Source organism: Asanoa sp. NPDC049475, assembly GCF_040676915.1.
Classification (GTDB): Bacteria; Actinomycetota; Actinomycetes; order Mycobacteriales; family Micromonosporaceae; genus Asanoa.
Genome location: NZ_JBFAPY010000004.1, coordinates 477,396 through 493,345, shown reverse-complemented (window position 1 = coordinate 493,345; position 15,950 = coordinate 477,396). Strand labels below are relative to the sequence as shown.

Sequence of the window (15,950 nt, the reverse complement as noted above, 5' to 3'; positions counted from 1 at the left end):
TCACACCGCCCTCAGGGTGGCCGCGGACAGCGCCGCGAGCGGAAGGTACTCGGCGTCCAGTGCGCCCGCCAGTGTGCGCGCCATGCCGAGCCGGACCGGGCCGCTCTCGCAGTCGACGACCACGCTCGGCACTCCGGCCAGCGCCGGTGCCACGGTGCGCGGGTCGGGGCCGCGCGTGTAGCGACCGTCGGTGACCACGACCAGCAGCGGTCGGCGAAGCGGGTCGCGGCGGCGTTCCCCGGCCAGCGTGCGGGCGGCGGCGGTGAGCCCGGCGGCGAGCGGCGTGCGTCCACCCGTGCGCAGGTCGGCCAGCCGCCGCACCCCCACCTCGTGGCTGGCCGTCGGGCGCAGCACCGTGGTGGCCTCGGTGTCGCGGAAGGTGATCATTCCCACCGTGTCCCGGCGCTGGTACGCGTCGCGCAGCAACGAGAGCACGGCGCTCTTGACGGCGGCCATCCGCGCGCGGGCGGCCATGGAGCCGGACGCGTCGACGACGAACAGCACGAGGTTCGCCTCACGTCCGATGTGGACAGCCTCGCGCAGGTGGGACTGACGGACCGCGATCCGCCCGCCGCGGTGGTCGCGGGCGGCGGCGAGCACGCTGTCCGGCAGGTGGACGGCGCCGATCCGGCCGCGCGGAGCCCGCGAGCCGGCGACCCGGCCGCGCGCCGCGTAGGCCGGCGACCGCCGTCCACTGTGGCCGTAGCGGCCACGCGAGCGGGCGGTCAGGGTCCGGGTCCGGTAGGCGGTGCCGACCGGCGCGGCGGCCGGCGGCGGGGGAGTGGCCTTGGGGCCGCCCGGCCGGTCCTCGGCATCGGGTGCGGCGGTCGCGTCGCCACCACCAGGGCCACCGTCGTCCGGCGGCGGATTGTCGGGACCGGGACCGTCGGCATTGCCCGGATCCTCGTCGGGATCCGAGGCGCCCGCCTGGTCCAGCGCGTCGTCCAGGGCCCGCTGGTCCGCGCCCGGCGGGTCGAACGGGTCGCGCCGCCGCCGGTGCGGCAGGGCCAACCGGGCCGCGTCGTCGATGTCGGAGTCGGCGACCATCGACCGTTCCCGCCAGGCGGCCAGCGCCACGGCGGTGCGCGCGATGACGATGTCGGCGCGCAGCCCGTCGACCCCGTACGCCAGGCAGATCCGGGCGATCCGGTCCAGCGCGGCGTCCGGCAGCGTCACCTTCGGCAGCCGCGCCCGCGCCGCGACGATCCGCTCGGCGGTGGTCGCGTCCTCGTCGGCGAACCGGGCCGCGAAGCCCTCGGGGTCGGCCTCGAAGGCCAGCCGCCGCCGAACCACCTCGGCCCGCTCACCGGGCGCGGTCGGCGCACCCACCTCGACCACCAGGCCGAACCGGTCGACGAGCTGCGGGCGCGGCTCACCCTCCTCGGGGTTCATCGTGCCGACCAGCAGGAACCGGGCGGCGTGCCGGAGCGAGACGCCGTCGCGCTCCACGAACGCCTGGCCCATCGCGGCGGCGTCGAGCAGCAGGTCGACCAGGTGGTCCGGGAGCAGGTTGACCTCGTCGACGTAGAGCGCTCCGCGGTGCGCGGCGGCCAGCAGTCCCGGCTCGTACGCCTTGGTGCCCTCGGTCAGGATCCGCTGCACGTCGAGCGTGCCGACGACCCGGTCCTCGGTGGCCCCGACTGGCAGCTCGACCAGGCGCGACCTGCGCACGGACGCGGTCACCCCGGTGTGCGGGCCGTCGGGGCACGACGGGTCGGGCGCGGCCGGATCACAGGCGAACCGGCAGCCGGGCACCACCGCGATGTCGGGCAGCAGTGCGGCCAGGGCACGCACCATCGTCGACTTCGCGGTGCCCTTCTCGCCGCGCACGAGCACCCCGCCGATGACCGGCGAGACGGCGTTGAGCAGCAGGGCCAGGCGCAGGTCGGCCAGGCCGACCACGGCGGAGAACGGGTACGCGGAACTCATGGCGCGCTCAATCCCTTCCGCGGGTGTCCACGCCCGCGATGGTTCTACGGCGAGCGGCCGAGTGTCCTGGCTCCCGGATCGACGCGTCCCCCTCGGCCTTCCAACCCGCAATGGGCCGTGACCATCAGGTGAGGGTTTGCTACCCGGTGACAGTGGCGGGACCGCCCCGGAATCGCACCGGGTTCCTCCGCACCGCTCGCCCAACATGCTGACCCACCGAACGGGCCCGCGTCAAAGGGAGGGGAATCACGCCCCTGCTGTGCTCCTCCAGGCGCCTGGTCCTACGGACGTCGCAACCCGGGTTCAAGACCCTTCGAGGTCACCTTCCGTCCGGAGGTACTCGGCGCGCAACGCGTCGATGGTCTCCGGGTCGGGCGCGGCCCAGAGACCCCGCTCCGCCGCCTCCAGCAGCCGCTCGGTGATGCCGCGCAGCGCCCACGGATTCGACTTGTCGAGGAACTCGCGCACGGACGGGTCGAGCACGTACGCGGCGGCGAGCTTCTCGTACATCCAGTCGTCGACCACGCCGGCCGTCGCGTCGTACCCGAAGAGGTAGTCGACCGTCGCCGCGAGCTCGAACGCGCCCTTGTAGCCGTGCCGGCGCATCGCCTCGATCCAGCGCGGGTTGACCACGCGTGCCCGGAACACCCGCTTGGTCTCCTCCGCCAGCGACCGGGTGCGCACGTGGTCAGGGCGGTGCGAGTCGCCGATGTACGCCGCCGGGTCGGTGCCCCGCAGGGACCGGACCATCGCCACCATGCCGCCGTGGTACTGGAAGTAGTCGTCGGAGTCGGCGATGTCGTGCTCGCGGGTGTCGACGTTCTTGGCTGCCACGGCCATCCGCCGGTAGACCGTCTCGAGGTCGCCGCGCGCCGCCCGCCCGTCCAGCCCGCGCCCGTAGGCGTAGCCGCCCCAGACCGCGTACACCTCGGCCAGGTCGCGGTCGTCACGCCAGTTCCGGGCATCGATCAAGGGCAACAGGCCGGCACCGTACGCGCCCGGCCTGGAACCGAAGATCCGGGTGGTGGCCCGCCGCCAGTCGCCGTGCTCCACCTGGTCGGCGAGGGCGTGCGCCCGCACGAAGTTGTCGGGCTCGTCGAGCTCGGCCACCGCGGCGATCGCGTCGTCGAGCAGGGCGATCACATGCGGGAAGGCGTCCCGGAAGAAGCCGGAGATGCGCACCGTCACGTCGACGCGAGGCCTCCGGAGCTCTTCGCGGGGCACGATCTCGAAGCCGTTGACCCGGCGCGACGCGTCGTCCCAGACCGGGCGCACGCCGATCAGCGCGAGCACCTCGGCGATGTCGTCGCCCTGGGTGCGCATCGCGCTGGTGCCCCACACGGTCAGCCCCACCAGCGCCGGCCAGGTCCCGGTGTCCTCCCGGTGCCGGGCCAGCAGCGAGTCGGCCAGTGCGCGGCCCACGTCCCACGCGTTGCGAGAGGGGATCGCCTTCGGGTCGACCGAGTAGAAGTTGCGGCCGGTCGGCAGCACGTTGACGAGGCCGCGGGTGGGTGAGCCGGACGGACCGGCCGCGACGTAACCGCCGTCGAGGGCGTGCGCCACGGCCGTGAGCTCGTCGGTGGTCGCCGCGAGCCGGGGCACCACCTCGGTGGCGCCGAACCGCAGCACGTCGACGACCCGGGCCGGGGCGCTGCCGAGGGTCGCGGTCGCGGCCTCCTCGACCTTCTCTGGTGCCCAGTCCGCCGCCTCCATGGCGAGCACGAGGCGGCGGGCGACGTCCTCGAGTTCGTCGCTCTCCAACGCGGTGTCGTCCAGGCCGAGATGGGCGCCGAGCGCCTCGCGCAGGCCGGGCAGCGCGCCACGGCGGCCACCCCAGACCTGGCGGGCACGCAGGATGGCCAGGACCATGTTGACCCGCGCCTCACCGGCCGGCGGCGCGCCCAGGATGTGCAGGCCGTCCCGGATCAGCGAGTCCTTGATCTCGCAGAGGTACCCGTCGACGTGCAGGACGAAGTCGTCGAAGTCGTCGTCACCGGGCTGCTCGTCCACGTGCAGGTCGTGGTGGAGCTCGGCGGCGTGGATCAGCGTCCAGATCTGCGCGCGCAACGTCGGCACCTTGGCCGGGTCGAGCGCGGCGACGGTCGCGTACTCGTCGAGCAGCTGTTCGAGCTTGGCCATGTCGCCGTACGTGTCGGCTCGCGCCATCGGCGGCACCAGGTGGTCGACGATCGTGGCGTGGCCGCGCCGCTTGGCCTGGGTGCCCTCGCCGGGGTCGTTGACGACGAACGGGTAGACCAACGGCAGGTCGGCAAGGACGGCGTCCGGCGCGCACTCGTTCGACAGTCCCAGCCCCTTGCCGGGCAGCCACTCCAGCGTGCCGTGCTTGCCGAGGTGGACGACGGCGTCCACATTGGAGTCCAGCCAGCGGTACGCGGCGAGGTAGTGGTGCGAGGGCGGCAGGTCCGGGTCGTGGTATATGGCGATCGGGTTCTCGCCGAAGCCACGCGGCGGCTGGATCATCAGCGTGACGTTGCCGTAGCGCAGCGCGGCCAGCACGATCTCGTCGTCGTCGACGTAGAGCTCACCGGGCGGCGTACCCCAATGCTCGGTCATCGCGTCCTTGAGGCTCTGCGGCACCCGCGCGAACCACTCGCGATAGGTGGCCCCCGGCACCCGGATCGGGGCCGCCGCGAGCTGTTCCTCGGTGAGCCACTCGACGTCGTGCCCGCCGGCCGCGATCAGCGTGTGGATCAGGGTGTCGCCGTCGGTCGGGACGTCCCCCACGTCGTAGCCGGCGTCCTTGAGCTTTGCCAGGAGGGCCACGGCCGATGCCGGGGTGTCGAGGCCGACCGCGTTGCCGACCCGGGAGTGCTTGGTCGGGTACGACGAGAGGACGATCGCCAGTCGCTTGTCCTGGTTGGGGATCGTGCGGAGCCGGGCGTGCCGGAGTGCGATCCCGGCCACCCGGGCGGCCCGCTCGGGGTCCGCGAGGTAGATCGGGACGCCGTCCGGGCCGGGCTCCTTGAACGAGAACGGCACGGTGATCAGTCGGCCGTCGAACTCGGGGATGGCCACCTGCATCGCGGCGTCCATCGGGGTCAGCGCCGCGTCGCTGCGGTCCCACGCCTCGCGGGTCGTGGTCAGGCACAGCCCCTGCAGCACCGGCACGTCGAGCGCGGCCAGGGCCTCCACCGACCAGGCCTCGTCGTCGCCGCCCGCGGACGCGTCCGCCGCGTTGGTGCCACCGGCCGCGAGCATCGTCACGATCAGCGCGTCGCAGCCCTCGAGCAGGTCGAACAGGCCGGTCTCGGCGGAGCGCAGGGAGGCCGCGTAGACGGGCATCGGTGTGCCACCGGCCTTCGCGACCTCCTCGGCGAGCGTGTCGACGAACGCGGTGTTGCCGGCCAGGGCGTGCGCCCGGTAGAAGACGATGCCGATCGTCGGGCCGTTCTGCTCCGCGACAGCGCCGTGGCGACCGTACGCCGGGAACTCGACCGGCGCCTCGAAGCCCTCGCCGGCCATCAGCAGCGTGTCCGCGAGGAAGCGGTGCAGCTGGAGCAGGTTCGCCGGCCCGCCGGCGACCAGGTAGCGCTGTGCGTCGGCGACCACCCCGGCCGGCACCGTGGACAGCGCGGTGAGCTCGGCGTCCGGCACGGCCTCGCCGCCGACGGCGACCACCGGCAGGCCCGCCGCGAGCACCGCGTCAAGCCCCTCGGGCCAGGTGCGGCGCCCGCCGAGCAGGCGCACCACGACACCGGCGGCGCCGTCGAGCAGTGCTGACAGGTCGTCGACGGTCAGCCGGGCGGGGTTCGCCACGCGCCAGTCCGCGTCGGCGGAGCTCGCGGCGAGGAGGTCGGTGTCGGCGGTCGAGAGCAGTACGAACGTCACGCGTCGGAGAGTAGTTCGCGCACCCACGCCGCGGCCGCTTCGGGTGTGTGGACGGTCGGCATCGCGGCGGCGCGCGGACGGTCGACCAGGATGACCGGGATGCCGCGCTCGCGGGCGGCGTCGAGCTTGGCCCGGGTGGCGTCGCCTCCGCTGTCCTTGGCCACCACGACGTCGATCGCGTGCGCTTCGAGCAGGTCACGCTCGTGGTCGAGGGTGAACGGCCCGCGGTCGAGCACGACGTGGACGTTGCCGGGCAGGTCGTCGCCGTCGGGTGGCTCGACGCAGCGCACGACGAGCAGCGGCAGCGCGGCGCAGGCGGGATGTGCGGTGAAGGTCGCTATGCGCTGCCGGCCGGTGGTGATCAGGGCGCGCCGGCCGGTCGCCGGCAGCAGGTCGGCGGCGCGGTCGAGGCTGTCGACCCGGAGCCACCGGTCACCCGGCTCCTGTATCCATCCTGGACGGACGAGACGCAGCCGGGGTACGCCGTGCGCCTCGGCCGCGTGCGCGCTGACGGTCGCGGCGAACGGGTGGGTGGCGTCGACGAGGATCGCGGGGCGGTGCGCCGCCAACCACGCGCGCAGGCCGGCGGCGCCACCGAAGCCGCCGCTGCGCGTCTCGCCGGCCGGCTTCCGTGGATCGGTGGTCCGTCCCGCGTACGAGGTGACGACCCGCAGACCCTGGTCGGTCAACAGCCCGGCGAGCTCCCGTGCCTCGGTGGTGCCGCCCAGGACGAGCACGGTCGCTTGCCGCATGCCGGGGAGTCTGCCATCCCGTTCTTGGCGCTCACGGTCATCGATGTTGCCAGAGCGGGGCGGGCGTGGTGAAATGGCTCATATCGCCGCGGCACGGGGGCAACCGTGCTGATCACGGCCAGCCTCGCCGGGCCACCTCCACGACCACTGGGCGCACGTGCGCCCGCACTGGCGACGAGGTGTTTGCAATCGTGAAGCTTTTCCGGAACCGCTTCGTATGGGTAGCGGTGGTCCTGCTGTCGGCGTCAGCCGGTGCGTTCGCCCTGGCCGGGTCCGACTCGGAAGCCGAACCGGCGGATCTGCCCGCCCAGATCCTGACCCGGATGCGCACGACGCTCGAACGGGCGGACCCGGGTCAGCACAACCACGCCGGACACCAGGCGGCCGCCGCGGCGTCGGAGGTGGTCTGCGGTGTCCACCTCTACGGTTTCGAACCCGCCGACGTCACCGCCCTCGCCGAGGTGCGCACGGTCTACGGGTTCCATCTCTGCGGGGTCGCCGAGCAGGGACGGCCCTGGGACGTGGCCGTCAAATTGGCCGGTCCGGTAATCATGGACATGTCCGCCGAGCCGCCCGGCATCCAGGTGGTCGAGGCGACCGCCGAGACGAGGTACATCGACCGTCTCAAGGAGATGTTCCCGGCCAGGTACGCGGACCTCGCGCAGAAGGAGGCGCTGGCCGGGCCGGAGATGGCCGACCTGCGCCGCCGGTACGACGACGCCGCCGGATTATGACATTCACGTTTATGGATGTATGGTAGCTGGAAGCGCTCCCATCCCGACCGTTGTCGAAGTACGGAGGATGAACAGTGCGTACTCACAAGTCCCTTCGGGCGGCCCTGGTGCTGTTGTGCACCGTGGTCGTCGGTCTCCTGCCGTGGGCCGGCCCGGCCCAGGCCCACGGCACGATCATCAACCCGCAGAGCCGCCAGTACCAGTGCTGGAAGACCTGGGGCAACCAGCACATGAACCCGGCCATGCAGACGCAGGACCCCATGTGTTGGGCGGCCTTCCAGGCCAACCCCGACACCATGTGGAACTGGATGAGCGCGTTGCGGGACGGCCTGGCCGGGCAGTTCCAGGCCCGCACCCCGGACGGTCAGTTGTGCAGCAACGGCCTGTCCCGGAACAACTCGCTGAACCAGGTCGGAGCCTGGAAGCGGACCAACGTCGGCCAGAGCTTCACGGCGCAGCTGTACGACCAGGCCAGCCACGGTGCTGACTACTTCCGCGTCTACGTGACCAAGCAGGGGTTCAACCCCAACACCCAGAGCGTCGGGTGGGGCAACCTCGACCTGGTCGCGACGACCGGGCGGTACGCGCCGGCGCAGAACATCTCGTTCGGCGTCACGGCTCCTGGACGCTCCGGACCGCACGTGCTCTTCGTGATCTGGAAGGCGTCGCACATGGACCAGACGTACATGTGGTGCAGCGACATCAACGTCGTCTGAGTTCCTGGACGGTCATGCGTCGCGGCGGCGCAGGAGATAGGTATCCATGATCCAGCCCTTTCGGGCGCGCGCCGCCGCGCGTACCGCGTCGATCCGGTCCTTGGTCTCGTCCAACGGTCCGGAGATCAGGATCTCGTCGGGAGTGCCGAGGTAGGCGCCCCAGTAGATGTCGACATCGCCGGTGACGTGCTGGTAGGCGGTCCGGGCGTCCAGCATCACGACCAGGTCGTCGACGCCGTCGGGCATGCCCTGCTCGGCGAGCCGGCGACCGGTCGTGATCTGGACGGGCCGGCCGACGCGGTTGAGCCCGATCCGGTGCCGGGCGGCGAGGGTGCTGACGCTGCTGATGCCGGGAATGACGCGGTAGCCGAACTCGACGCCGTCGATGTCGTCGAGGACGCCGATGGTGCTGTCGAACAGGGCGGGGTCGCCCCAGACGAGGAAGCCGCCGGTTTGGGCGTCGGCCAGCTCGTTCTCTATGAGGTTCTGGAACTCGGTCGTTCTCTTGCGGCGCCAGTCGTCGACGGCGCCTGGGTACTGGTCGGCGGTGCGGTCCCGTGGCGGGTCTTCGACGATGACGACGCGGGCATCGGGGGCGTACTGCTTCAGCAGGTCCAGGCGCAGGTCGGTCAGGTCGCGCTTCGCGTCACCCTTGTCGACCAGGAACGCGGCGTCGAGCCGCCCGAGCGCCTTGACGGCCTCGATGGTGAGCTGGTCAGGGTCGCCGGCCCCGATTCCGATGACGAGCACCTCGCGCATGGGACGTCAGTGTGCCGCATCGACGGTCTACGCTCACACGCGTGCCGCCACACCGAACCGCCGCCGCGGGTCCGGCTCTCGCGGCAGCGGCCGCTGTGGGGCCGTACTTCGCGTGGGAAGCCTGGTCCGCGGGTGCGGACTGGCAACCGTTCACGGACCTGCTGCGCCCGTCGGTCGCGACCGCGCGGGTTTCCGTGGCGCGATCGACACTGGTCGGTGCGTTCGGTCTGGCGCCATCGGATGTTCCTGACCGGGTCGTGGCGTCGGTCTACTTCATGGGGGTCGCGTCGCGGCTGCTGTCGGCCCCTTTTGGCGCGGCTGTCGCGGGCGGCGCGCTGCCGCTGGCGACGCGGGCCAACCTGTGGTGGCGGCCGGTGCCGTCGGGTCCGATGCCCATCGGGTACGGGGTGGTCCGGGCGGTGCCATCGCTGTCCCCCGGGGAGGTGGCGGGGGAGCTGGTCGCCGGCCCGTTGGCGGAGACGGTGACGCCGCTGCTGGAGCTGTTCCAGGCGGAGTTCCGGCTGTCGCCGAAGGTGCTGTGGGGCAACGTGGCGTCGGCGCTGGCCGGCGCGGCCGGGGTGCTGGCCGACACGATGCCGCGGCACGCGTCGACCGCGGGCGCGGTCCTGGAGGCGGCGCTGGCCCTGCCGCCGCTGGCTGGCACAGGTTCGATCGTGCGCCCAGAACCCCGGCAACCACGGTGCTTCCTCGTGCGAGACAACTGCTGTCTGTACTACCGCATCCCCGGCGGCGGGACGTGCGGCGACTGTGTGCTGACGCCAGACGCGGAGCGCCGTCTTCACTGGGCGTCGGTGCTAGGCAAACCGCTGTAGCTCGTTTGCCGGTCGTGGATTGGACCAGTTAGACATCGTCGGGATCCGACAGACCCGGGTCGTCGATGATGGGTGGCGCATCATCCTCATCGGACTGCTCGGCATCGAGCTGGGTCGCGGTCTTCGTCCACAAGTCGGCGGTCGAGGCGCTCATGGTGTAGACGAGCTGCGGCCGGCCGAGTTGATGACGGATAACTACCTCGCGGTGAACGAAGACGTTGGCGAGCTGATGACCGTGAAGGCCTCGGCCAGCCGGCCCGGGGCGATGGTCACGCCTCGGTACTGGGCCAGGCCGTACGCCATCGCCCAGTAGTCGATCTCGCCTAGCTGGGATTTGTGGCATTCGAGGGCTTGCCGCAGGAGGGCCGAGACGTCTGTGATGTCCTCCAGGTAGGACACGTGCCGCAGCGGGGTCCACACCTCGTAGGCCAGTACCGTCGGCACTGCCCAGGGGTCTCCCGTCGTGCCTTGGAACCACGGGCCGGCCGCTTGCGCCAGTGCCTTCACCACGAGCCGGTGGGTTTCCTGGTGGTCCGGATGGCCGTCATCCTCATGGGGGAGATAGACGTATTCCGGGCGGTGTTCGCGCACCAGATTGATCATTCGTTCCGCGAGCTCGGGCGTGTCCTTGAGATAACCGTCGTCGTGGCGCAGGAACGTCAAGTTTCGGACACCGAGCAGTTCCGCCGCGCGGGTTGCCTCTTCCTCGCGTATCTGCGCCAGTGATTCCTTGTCGATGACCCGACTGCCGGCGTTGCCGCTGGTCATGTAGACCACGTGCACGGCACGCCCGTTGGCGAGATGCTTCGCGATGCTGCCACCACAGCCGATCAGGTCGTCGTCTGGGTGTGGGGCGAATATCAGGACGCTCATGGTCGCTCCTCGGGCCGGCTAGGGTGTCTTTCACTCTAAAGATCGAGATCCATGCCCTCTAGAGCCTCGCTGGAAGCCACGGGAACCCCGAAAGACCACGCGTAGTCGGGCAAATCATACCTAAAGGTATAACGCACCGCAGTCAGTCGCACACGCAGCGCTTCCTCAGTGTCGGGGTCAGCCTCTACGATCGCCGCATGTCCAAAAAGAACCGTGCGATTGAGATCTCCTTCGTGGTTATCGCGATCGTCGCGGTCTGGAACCTTCAGCTAAACAATCTCGCGATCGAGATCGCGGCCGCGCTGGGGTTCAAAGAGGACTCATTCGGTGAGGAAGTCGTCGTCGGGGTCTTCGTGCCGGCGGTGGTCGGAGCGATCGCGGTTGTCGCTCAATATTTCTACCGCCACGTCGGTTGGCGGATCACCGCGAAATCGAACAACTGCCAAGGTTCATGGGTCTATGTGCTCATCGCCCAGGCGGGTGCCGAGGAGTTTCCGATCGCCGGTTGGTTCAAGCTCACGCAGGACGCCGTGGAGATGAAGATCGACGACGCGCGCGCCTATTACATCGAGCCGGACGACCTGCTTTTCCGGGGCGACTGGACGAGCGACACGGTCTGGCTGCGGGGCAAGGAACTCGGCATCGTGTTCGCGATGCGCGCCGAAGGCATCGGCAAGGAGCCCATTCCCTCGCAGTACTCGGGCTTCATCCAACTCCGCCCGCGCATCGCCGACCGCCGGACGACCCCGATCTGGACCGGCCACTTCCACGACCTGGGCGACCGCACGGGGGTGCACGGCCCCATCGCGGCGAAGCGCCTGAAGAAGGCACCTCGGGGCGACCTCGAAGACGTCCTGGAGGAGCACGTCGACGAGCTACGGACGGTCGCGCTGCGAATCATGGGTCGGGCCGGGACCCGCCAGACATCCGCCGCCGTCCCGCCCGGGCAGCGGCCGCCGGAGGTAGCCGAGCCGTGAACCTGCTCCTGGTCGGCGTCGGCGTCACCACGCCTCTCGTGCTGGGGTCGCTGGTCACACGCTGGGAGTCTTTGGATCTCGAACACATCTGCCTGTACGACGAGAGCGCGGAACGCACGCAGTCGCTCAAGTCGCTGGTCGGCTTCGTCCGGGAGTCGCAGCCGCACGCCCGCATCACGATGACGTCCGACCTCCGCGTGGCCGAGGCGTCGGCGCCGGACTGCTGCGTCATCTCGATCCGGCCCGGGCTGGAGCGCGGGCGGGTGACCGACGAGCTGCGGGCCAAGGAGCTCGGATATCTGGCGAACGAAACGGTCGGTGCGGCCGGCATGGCCTTCGCGTGCCGCGCACTTCCCGCCGCGCGGCGGCTGGTCGAATCAATCGAGCGGTCCAACCCGAAGTGCGTGTTCGTCAATTTCACCAACCCCGCCGGAATCGTGACCGCCGGCCTTTCCCGGCAACCGGGTCGCACGGTGTTCGGCGTGTGCAGCTCGGCCGAGAAGAGCGCCCGCGCGTTGGGCGCGACCGGGCGGGTGTTGACCTATGGCCTCAACCATCTCTCGTGGATCTATGCGATCGAGCGCGACGGTGTCGACCGTCTGCCCGAGGTGCTCGACGACCCCGCATTGCTCGAAGCGGCGCAGCCCTGGTTCCCGGCGAGCGTGCCGCGCGACTATCGCGGCCTCGCCAACGAATACCTCTACTATTACGACCTTCACGACCACGCGATGGCGGCACAGCGGTCGGCCACGTCGACGCGGGCCGAAGTCGTCGAACGGCTCAATGCCTCCTGCCGTGCGGAGTTGGCCGCCGCGGGCGACGACTCGAAGCTGGCCTATTCCGCGTACACGGCCTATCTCGCGCAGCGGAAACGTTCCTACATGGCGAGCGCCATCGGATCGAGCGATGCGGATTCTCTTTATGTGCTCAACGACGACGACGGCTATTCGGGGCCGGCGATCAGGGTGATCGAAGGCGCGGTGCTGGGCCGCGACCGGGTCGTCACGGCGATCACGGCCAACGACGTCTCGCCGAACCTGCCCGCCGGCGTCGGCATCGAATGCACGGTGTCGTTCACGGACCGGCGGGTGCGCAAGATCGTGCCGACGGCGCTGTCGCCGCGGGCGATGGCCTTGATTCAACAGGTGGCCACGTACGAGGCGACGCTCTTGCGCGCTTTGACCACCCAACACCTCGACGGGCTCGTCGCCGCCTTGGACCTGCATCCGCTCACGCCGTCGCACGACACCAACGCCACGTTCGTCGCGCGTACGGTGTCCGCCTGGCCCGAGGTCTTCGCGTCCTGGAGTCGTGATTGACATGCTCGTGCTGCTGTGTGGGTCGAGCGGCGTCGGCCGCTCGGAGTGCCTGAAACGCCTGGTCGCGGACCACGGTTGGGTGACGGTGCCCTGGCTCACCACCCGCGCCCCTCGGGAGGGTGAGCGCGACCGGATCCCGGTGAGTCCCGAGGCGTTCGAGGACGCGGACCGGGCCGGCAGCATCTTCTACCGGTTCGAGTTCCACGGCCACCACTACGCGATCCTGCGGCGCGACGTGCGGGCCGCCGTCGAGTCACCGCTGCCGCACGGCACCGACGTGCTGCCGTCGTCGTTGGCCGCCTTCGACGTGGTGCCCCGGGTGGCGATCGGGATCAGCGCCGATCCGTTCGACCTCAGTGCGCGGCTCCGCGCCGCCGGACGCGGCCAACGCCAGCTCACCGCGGAGCTGGAGTCCCGGCTGCTGTTGGAACCCCCGGTCGCGGAACGGATCGACCGCGTCCTGGTCAGCCACGAGGGCAAACTGTCGGAACTGGCCGGCGAGATGGCCGCCCTGCCGCTTCCGTCCCTGGTGCGACCCGGCTCGGGCTAGAGCTTCATGCGGAAGTGTCCGCCGTACGGGTCGAAACCGGCCTGTTCGTAGAAGGCGTGGCCGTCGCGGCGTCTGTTGTTCGAAGCGACGTAGAGACGCGCACATCGGCGGCCTTTGGCGTCCTCGGCGACCGCTGCGACGAGTCGGCTCGCGATTCCGTCCCTGCGGTCGCTCGGGCTGACGTACAACTCGTCGATCTCGCAGATCGGCTCTCGTTCACGAGCGACCCGGCGGTACGAGGCCGTGACGAAACCCACGAGCGCCTGGTCGTTCGTGGCGACGAACACGACGTGGCTCTCCGAGGCGAGGATGGCGTCGGTCGAGTGGCCGCGCTTCTCCAGACCTGGTGCGTCCAGTTCGAGGAAAGCGGCCATCAACCGTTCGAGCTCGCGCGCGTCGTCGGCGTCAGCTCGCCGCACTCGTCTCGCGGCCACGGTTGCGCTCCTCGAGTTGGTCGAATGTCGCGAGCACGATGTGTCCCTCGGCGACGAAGGCCGACACCTTCGGGTCGAGCAGGGTCTCGAGCTCGGGACCCCGTGGCGCCGCATAGGTGCTGACCCGCAGGAGCTCCTCGTCGACGACGGCGGGATGCACCATGAACTCGGCCGTCCGACCGTCCGGGACGGCCCGCGCCAGGTCGACGAACTTCTCCGCCGACGAGCCCTTCATCAGCTCGCCGACGAACAGGTCCGGCATGCGTACGGCTGCCTGCTCGAACATCATCGGCACGGCCGGGTGCGACTCGGGCGGCGCCGGCGGCCTGCGAACGGGGAGGCCGTACCGCGTCGCGAGGTTGAGCAACGCGCGTGCCGTCGTCGGGTGGAGGTAGGAGCTGTGGTGGTGGCTGTCGAGGTGGTCGACCTCGACGCCGCAGCCGATCAGCCGGTCGATCTGCCTCGACCATTCGAGCTCGACCTCGTCGATCGCGTAGTCGTCGCAGGCGTCGAAGAAGCCCTGCCGGCTGTGGAACATGCCGTCGCTGTCCACTAAAGACGGAACCTCGTGCGGCGCGGAGATCGGGCGGCCGGCGGTGAGCACGAGATGCGCTCCGAACGGCAATGCCGGGGTCTTTTCCCGCGCCACCCGGATGTCGTCCTCGACGCCGGGCATGTTCATCATCGCGGTCGTCGACGACAGGACACCTTCGGTGAACGCGCGGCGAATTCCTTCGGAGACTCCGCGCGTATAGCCGTAGTCATCGGCGTTGACGATGATCGGTTTAGCAGCCGGCTCCCTCATGGATGCAGGGTCGCAGGTCGGCTGGGCGGCGGCAAGCGTAACCGTACAAAGTCGACCCGATCTCGCGCGCATTCATGCGTGCGCTTTTCATATCGTCGAATCGCGGTCGGAGTAAGGCAGGTTCGCGTAACCCGCCTCGCCCGACACCCGTTCGGCGATGGTCGTCAACTGGTCCATCTCGTGGGGCTCGAGCAGGTCGACCAGGACGCGGCGGACGGTCTCGAGCTGACCCGGCGCGGTGGCGACGACGATCTCGAATCCCTTGTCGGTGATCCGCACCATCGTGCCGCGGGCGTCCGACTCGCACTCCTCACGGGTGATCAACCCGCGCTGTTCCATGCGCCGGAGCTGATGCGAGATCCGGCTGCGGTCCCAGCCCAGCCAGCTCGCGAGGTTGCGGACGCGCAGCGTGCGGTCCTCGGCCTCCGACAGCGGCACGAGCACCTCGAAGTCGGGGCGGGAGATGCCGCTCTCGGCCAGTTGCTGACCGAGAGCGACGTCGACGGCGCGCTGCATCCGCAGGTACGCCCGCCACATGCGTTGCTCCTGCGGGTTCAGCCAGCGCGGTTCGCTCATGTGGCCCAGCTTACCCGTCGTTTGTTGACGCATCAGCTTTCGCCCCTCTACGGTTGCTGATGCATCAGCAAAACTTCTGGAGGATTTGGACATGTCGCTGTTCCGACTCGACGCGAGCATCCGCGTCGAGGGTTCACACAGCCGCGAGATCGCCGACATCGTGGAGGCCGAGTGGCGCGCGGCACACCCCTCGGACCCGATCGTGCGCCGCCACGTCGGCACGGCGGCGCTGCCTTCCACGGTCTGGAGGGACGCGATCTCGGCGAAGTTCGTCCCGCCCGAGGAGTGGAGCGCGGCCCAGCGCTCGGCCGCGTCCCAGGCGGCACTGCTGACCGACGAGCTGGTCGAGGCGGACGCGCTGCTGTTCGCGGTGCCGCTCTACAACTACGGGGTCTCTCAGCACTTCAAGACCTGGGTCGACACGGTCCTGGCCGACCCGCGGATGGCTGCTGGCGCCCTGCCCCTACTGGCCGGCAAGCCGGCGGTGTTGGTCACGGTCCGCGGTGGGGGTTACGGGCCGGGTACGCCGCGAGAGGGCTGGGACCACGCGACGCCGTGGATGCGCCGGATCCTGGCTGACGTGTGGGAGCTGGACCTGCGGGTCATCGAGACCGAATTCACGCTGGTCGACGTGGATCCGGGGCTGGCCCGGTTCAAGGAACTGTCAGCGTCGCTGCGGTCGCGGGCCGAGCGGGCGGCACGTGAGCATGGCCGGGCTCTGCGGTCCGACGGGCCTGTGCCGCTGCGCTAGCGCGGTGTTCGTCGGGGTTCGTCGCGCGCCGTCGCGGCTATGGCCACGCTCTGCGGTGTGCCGCTCCGGTGCCGCTCCGTTGGGGCAGTGCTC

At 70.4% G+C, this 15,950-nt stretch carries 16 protein-coding genes and 1 riboswitch; of the genes, 7 read left to right on the top strand and 9 right to left on the bottom strand.

The window, feature by feature from the left end:
* From AB0J88_RS17825 to AB0J88_RS17815, 3 genes are all read right to left on the bottom strand, one after another.
* The gene (locus tag AB0J88_RS17825; RefSeq protein ID WP_364343215.1) at window positions 1–1,929 is read right to left on the bottom strand and encodes a VWA domain-containing protein; all 1,929 of its coding nucleotides are present in this window, start codon (window positions 1,927–1,929) and stop codon (window positions 1–3) included.
* A gap of 37 nt (window positions 1,930–1,966) precedes the next feature.
* Window positions 1,967–2,141, bottom strand: a riboswitch (cobalamin riboswitch).
* A 91-nt stretch (window positions 2,142–2,232) separates the two neighbouring features.
* On the bottom strand, window positions 2,233–5,778 hold the full coding sequence (cobN, locus tag AB0J88_RS17820; protein ID WP_364343218.1) for a cobaltochelatase subunit CobN: 3,546 nt from the start codon (window positions 5,776–5,778) through the stop codon (window positions 2,233–2,235).
* The gene (locus AB0J88_RS17815) at window positions 5,775–6,530 is read right to left on the bottom strand and encodes a cobalt-precorrin-6A reductase (RefSeq protein WP_364343220.1); all 756 of its coding nucleotides are present in this window, start codon (window positions 6,528–6,530) and stop codon (window positions 5,775–5,777) included. Before AB0J88_RS17815 ends, cobN begins: the two co-directional genes overlap by 4 nt.
* A gap of 191 nt (window positions 6,531–6,721) precedes the next feature.
* Between AB0J88_RS17815 and AB0J88_RS17810 the strand changes: the two genes are divergently transcribed.
* Both AB0J88_RS17810 and AB0J88_RS17805 read left to right on the top strand, forming a co-directional pair.
* Window positions 6,722–7,264 carry a hypothetical protein gene (locus AB0J88_RS17810; protein WP_364343223.1) on the top strand — a complete coding sequence of 181 codons (543 nt, stop codon included), beginning with the start codon at window positions 6,722–6,724 and terminating at the stop codon, window positions 7,262–7,264.
* 74 nt (window positions 7,265–7,338) lie between these two features.
* On the top strand, window positions 7,339–7,980 hold the full coding sequence (locus tag AB0J88_RS17805) for a lytic polysaccharide monooxygenase (RefSeq protein ID WP_364343226.1): 642 nt from the start codon (window positions 7,339–7,341) through the stop codon (window positions 7,978–7,980).
* 12 nt (window positions 7,981–7,992) lie between these two features.
* On the opposite strand, the gene cobF is transcribed toward AB0J88_RS17805, so the two are convergent.
* A complete protein-coding gene (gene cobF, locus AB0J88_RS17800; RefSeq protein ID WP_364343229.1) occupies window positions 7,993–8,739 on the bottom strand; it encodes a precorrin-6A synthase (deacetylating) in 747 nt (248 codons plus the stop codon).
* Between the two features lie 41 nt (window positions 8,740–8,780).
* Between cobF and AB0J88_RS17795 the strand changes: the two genes are divergently transcribed.
* Window positions 8,781–9,572 (top strand): (2Fe-2S)-binding protein, encoded by a 792-nt coding sequence (locus tag AB0J88_RS17795; RefSeq protein WP_364343232.1) that lies wholly within the window; start codon window positions 8,781–8,783, stop codon window positions 9,570–9,572.
* A 28-nt stretch (window positions 9,573–9,600) separates the two neighbouring features.
* On the opposite strand, the gene AB0J88_RS17790 is transcribed toward AB0J88_RS17795, so the two are convergent.
* Together AB0J88_RS17790 and AB0J88_RS17785 are read right to left on the bottom strand one after the other, a co-directional pair.
* Window positions 9,601–9,726 carry a hypothetical protein gene (locus AB0J88_RS17790; protein ID WP_364343235.1) on the bottom strand — a complete coding sequence of 42 codons (126 nt, stop codon included), beginning with the start codon at window positions 9,724–9,726 and terminating at the stop codon, window positions 9,601–9,603.
* A gap of 41 nt (window positions 9,727–9,767) precedes the next feature.
* Window positions 9,768–10,445: a PIG-L deacetylase family protein gene (locus AB0J88_RS17785; RefSeq protein WP_364343238.1), complete on the bottom strand. Its 678-nt coding sequence runs from the start codon at window positions 10,443–10,445 to the stop codon at window positions 9,768–9,770.
* A gap of 197 nt (window positions 10,446–10,642) precedes the next feature.
* Here AB0J88_RS17785 and AB0J88_RS17780 point away from each other — a divergent pair, with 197 nt between their 5' ends.
* The 3 genes from AB0J88_RS17780 to AB0J88_RS17770 are packed head-to-tail and all read left to right on the top strand — an operon-like array spanning window position 10,643 to window position 13,291.
* Window positions 10,643–11,422 (top strand): hypothetical protein, encoded by a 780-nt coding sequence (locus AB0J88_RS17780; RefSeq protein WP_364343240.1) that lies wholly within the window; start codon window positions 10,643–10,645, stop codon window positions 11,420–11,422.
* The gene (locus tag AB0J88_RS17775) at window positions 11,419–12,741 is read left to right on the top strand and encodes a hypothetical protein (protein ID WP_364737919.1); all 1,323 of its coding nucleotides are present in this window, start codon (window positions 11,419–11,421) and stop codon (window positions 12,739–12,741) included. Before AB0J88_RS17780 ends, AB0J88_RS17775 begins: the two co-directional genes overlap by 4 nt.
* A complete protein-coding gene (locus tag AB0J88_RS17770) occupies window positions 12,734–13,291 on the top strand; it encodes a hypothetical protein (RefSeq protein WP_364343243.1) in 558 nt (185 codons plus the stop codon). Before AB0J88_RS17775 ends, AB0J88_RS17770 begins: the two co-directional genes overlap by 8 nt.
* On the opposite strand, the gene AB0J88_RS17765 is transcribed toward AB0J88_RS17770, so the two are convergent.
* From AB0J88_RS17765 to AB0J88_RS17755, 3 genes are all read right to left on the bottom strand, one after another.
* Window positions 13,288–13,725: a GNAT family N-acetyltransferase gene (locus AB0J88_RS17765; RefSeq protein ID WP_364343246.1), complete on the bottom strand. Its 438-nt coding sequence runs from the start codon at window positions 13,723–13,725 to the stop codon at window positions 13,288–13,290. The genes AB0J88_RS17770 and AB0J88_RS17765 overlap by 4 nt on opposite strands.
* Window positions 13,697–14,530, bottom strand: coding sequence for a ChbG/HpnK family deacetylase (locus AB0J88_RS17760; protein ID WP_364343249.1), 834 nt, complete (start codon window positions 14,528–14,530; stop codon window positions 13,697–13,699). Before AB0J88_RS17760 ends, AB0J88_RS17765 begins: the two co-directional genes overlap by 29 nt.
* An 87-nt stretch (window positions 14,531–14,617) precedes the next feature.
* Complete coding sequence (locus tag AB0J88_RS17755; RefSeq protein ID WP_364343252.1) at window positions 14,618–15,106, bottom strand: MarR family transcriptional regulator; 489 nt, start codon at window positions 15,104–15,106, stop codon at window positions 14,618–14,620.
* 91 nt (window positions 15,107–15,197) lie between these two features.
* Between AB0J88_RS17755 and AB0J88_RS17750 the strand changes: the two genes are divergently transcribed.
* Window positions 15,198–15,857, top strand: a complete 660-nt coding sequence (locus AB0J88_RS17750) for an NAD(P)H-dependent oxidoreductase (protein WP_364343255.1) — start codon at window positions 15,198–15,200, stop codon at window positions 15,855–15,857.
* The last annotated feature ends 93 nt before the right edge of the window (window positions 15,858–15,950 follow it).

Excerpts from the sequence above, each read along its gene's own strand:
- AB0J88_RS17825 (WP_364343215.1), bottom strand. The coding sequence starts at position 1,929 with ATGAGTTCCGCGTACCCGTTCTCCGCCGTGGTCGGCCTGGCCGACCTG.
- AB0J88_RS17815 (WP_364343220.1), bottom strand. The coding sequence starts at position 6,530 with ATGCGGCAAGCGACCGTGCTCGTCCTGGGCGGCACCACCGAGGCACGG.
- cobF (WP_364343229.1), bottom strand. The coding sequence starts at position 8,739 with ATGCGCGAGGTGCTCGTCATCGGAATCGGGGCCGGCGACCCTGACCAG.
- AB0J88_RS17790 (WP_364343235.1), bottom strand. The coding sequence starts at position 9,726 with ATGAGCGCCTCGACCGCCGACTTGTGGACGAAGACCGCGACCCAGCTC.
- AB0J88_RS17785 (WP_364343238.1), bottom strand. The coding sequence starts at position 10,445 with ATGAGCGTCCTGATATTCGCCCCACACCCAGACGACGACCTGATCGGC.
- AB0J88_RS17780 (WP_364343240.1), top strand. The coding sequence starts at position 10,643 with ATGTCCAAAAAGAACCGTGCGATTGAGATCTCCTTCGTGGTTATCGCG.
- AB0J88_RS17760 (WP_364343249.1), bottom strand. The coding sequence starts at position 14,530 with ATGAGGGAGCCGGCTGCTAAACCGATCATCGTCAACGCCGATGACTAC.
- AB0J88_RS17755 (WP_364343252.1), bottom strand. The coding sequence starts at position 15,106 with ATGAGCGAACCGCGCTGGCTGAACCCGCAGGAGCAACGCATGTGGCGG.
- AB0J88_RS17750 (WP_364343255.1), top strand. The coding sequence starts at position 15,198 with ATGTCGCTGTTCCGACTCGACGCGAGCATCCGCGTCGAGGGTTCACAC.